Origin of the sequence: Rheinheimera sp. KL1 (genome assembly GCF_001275035.1) — a bacterium.
Taxonomy (GTDB): domain Bacteria; phylum Pseudomonadota; class Gammaproteobacteria; order Enterobacterales; family Alteromonadaceae; genus Pararheinheimera; species Pararheinheimera tangshanensis.
This window is the reverse complement of record NZ_LAMX01000031.1, coordinates 1-3,051: the sequence shown is the minus strand read 5'-3', so window position 1 is coordinate 3,051 and position 3,051 is coordinate 1. Positions and strand designations below refer to the sequence as shown.

General features: G+C 51.5%; 2 rRNA genes. Both read left to right on the top strand.

Annotated features, from left to right (window positions below):
• Window positions 1-2,851 (top strand): 23S ribosomal RNA (locus tag WH43_RS17745); the annotation flags it as partial.
• A gap of 79 nt (window positions 2,852-2,930) precedes the next feature.
• Window positions 2,931-3,045: ribosomal RNA gene (gene rrf / locus WH43_RS17740) — 5S ribosomal RNA — on the top strand.
• The last annotated feature ends 6 nt before the right edge of the window (window positions 3,046-3,051 follow it).

The following is a 3,051-nucleotide window of genomic DNA, read 5'->3' as shown; positions in this document are numbered from 1 at the left end:
CTTGGCAGTCAGAGGCGATGAAGGACGTGCTAACCTGCGAAAAGCTGTGAGAAGTCGGTAAGAGACGCTAGACTCACAGATGTCCGAATGGGGAAACCCACCTGATTTATCAGGTATCGTATGATGAATACATAGTCATACGAGGCGAACCGGGAGAACTGAAACATCTAAGTACCCCGAGGAAAAGAAATCAACCGAGATCCCCTTAGTAGCGGCGAGCGAACGGGGGCTAGCCCTTAAGTTGGTAAAGCGTTAGTGGAACGCTCTGGAAAGTGCGGCGATACAGGGTGATAGCCCCGTACACGAAAAGGCTTTATCAATGAAAACGAGTAGGACGGGACACGTGGTATCCTGTTTGAACATGGGGGGACCATCCTCCAAGGCTAAATACTCCTGACTGACCGATAGTGAACCAGTACCGTGAGGGAAAGGCGAAAAGAACCCCTGTTAGGGGAGTGAAATAGAACCTGAAACCGTGTACGTACAAGCAGTGGGAGCCCACTTGTTGGGTGACTGCGTACCTTTTGTATAATGGGTCAGCGACTTACATTCTGTAGCGAGGTTAACCGAATAGGGGAGCCGTAGGGAAACCGAGTCTTAACTGGGCGAATAGTTGCAGGGTGTAGACCCGAAACCGGGCGATCTATCCATGAGCAGGTTGAAGGTTGGGTAACACTAACTGGAGGACCGAACCCACAAATGTTGAAAAATTTGGGGATGACTTGTGGATCGGAGTGAAAGGCTAATCAAGCTCGGAGATATCTGGTTCTCCTCGAAAGCTATTTAGGTAGCGCCTCGAGCGAATACCATTGGGGGTAGAGCACTGTTAAGGCTAGGGGGTCATCCCGACTTACCAACCTTTGCAAACTCCGAATACCAATGAGTACTACTCGGGAGACACACGACGGGTGCTAACGTCCGCCGTGAAAAGGGAAACAACCCAGACCACCAGCTAAGGTCCCAAAGTCATGGTTAAGTGGAAAACGATGTGGAAAGGCATAGACAGCTAGGAGGTTGGCTTAGAAGCAGCCACCCTTTAAAGAAAGCGTAATAGCTCACTAGTCGAGTCGGTCTGCGCGGAAGATGTAACGGGGCTAAACCATGCACCGAAGCTGTGGACTTGCACTAAGTGCAAGTGGTAGAGGAGCGTTCTGTAAGCCGTTGAAGGTATCTCGTGAGGGATGCTGGAGGTATCAGAAGTGCGAATGCTGACATAAGTAACGATAAGGGGAGTGAAAAACTTCCCCGCCGGAAGACCAAGGGTTCCTATCCCATGCTAATCAGGGTAGGGTAAGTCGGCCCCTAAGGCGAGGGCGAAAGCCGTAGTCGATGGGAAACGGGTTAATATTCCCGTACCGACAATACTGCGATGGGGGGACGGAGAAAGCTAGGCAGGCATGGCGTTGGTAGTCCATGTGAAAGTGCGTAGGAAGGGGGATTAGGCAAATCCGGTTCCCTATATTCTGAGACACGAGACGAGCCACTACGGTGGTGAAGCTGTTGACGCTACGCTTCCAGGAAAAGCCTCTAAGCTTCAGGTATTGTTGACCGTACTCGAAACCGACACAGGTGGTCAGGTAGAGCATACCAAGGCGCTTGAGAGAACTCTGGTGAAGGAACTAGGCAAAATAGTACCGTAACTTCGGGAGAAGGTACGCTCTTGTGGGTGAAGGACTTGCTCCGTAAGCCTATGAGAGTCGCAGTGACCAGCTGGCTGCAACTGTTTATTAAAAACACAGCACTCTGCAAACTCGTAAGAGGACGTATAGGGTGTGACACCTGCCCGGTGCCGGAAGGTTAATTGATGGGGTTAGCGCAAGCGAAGCTCTTGATCGAAGCCCCGGTAAACGGCGGCCGTAACTATAACGGTCCTAAGGTAGCGAAATTCCTTGTCGGGTAAGTTCCGACCTGCACGAATGGTGTAATGATGGCCAGGCTGTCTCCACCAGAGACTCAGTGAAATTGAAATTGCGGTGAAGATGCCGTATACCCGCGGCTAGACGGAAAGACCCCGTGAACCTTTACTATAGCTTGGCACTGAACATTGACCCTACATGTGTAGGATAGGTGGGAGACTTTGAAGTTGGAACGCCAGTTCTGATGGAGTCGTCCTTGAAATACCACCCTTGTATGTTTGATGTTCTAACGTGGGCCCCTAATCGGGGTTGCGGACAGTGTCTGGTGGGTAGTTTGACTGGGGCGGTCTCCTCCTAAAGAGTAACGGAGGAGCACGAAGGTTGGCTAAGTACGGTCGGACATCGTACGGTTAGTGCAAAGGCAGAAGCCAGCTTAACTGCGAGACAGACACGTCGAGCAGGTACGAAAGTAGGTCTTAGTGATCCGGTGGTTCTGTATGGAAGGGCCATCGCTCAACGGATAAAAGGTACTCCGGGGATAACAGGCTGATACCGCCCAAGAGTTCATATCGACGGCGGTGTTTGGCACCTCGATGTCGGCTCATCACATCCTGGGGCTGAAGTCGGTCCCAAGGGTATGGCTGTTCGCCATTTAAAGTGGTACGCGAGCTGGGTTTAGAACGTCGTGAGACAGTTCGGTCCCTATCTGCCGTGGGCGTTGGATGATTGATTGGAGTTGCTCCTAGTACGAGAGGACCGGAGTGAACGAACCGCTGGTGTTCGGGTTGTCATGCCAATGGCACTGCCCGGTAGCTATGTTCGGAACGGATAACCGCTGAAAGCATCTAAGCGGGAAGCCGGCCAAAAGATGAGTCATCCCTTGTACCTTGAGTACACATAAGGGTCGTTGGAGACCACAACGTTGATAGGTGAGGTGTGGAAGCGTGGTGACACGTTAAGCTAACTCATACTAATTGCCCGAGAGGCTTAACCATACAACGCCCAAGGTGTTTGTGTGGGTGTGATAAAGAATTCGAATCAGCTTGCTTGTTAAAGACATAAAAACAGTTTTTGCCTGGTGGCAATAGCGCTGTGGAACCACCTGACTCCATTCCGAACTCAGAAGTGAAACGCAGCCGCGACGATGGTAGTGTGGCAGATGCCATGCGAGAGTAGTTCACCGCCAGGCTCCCAA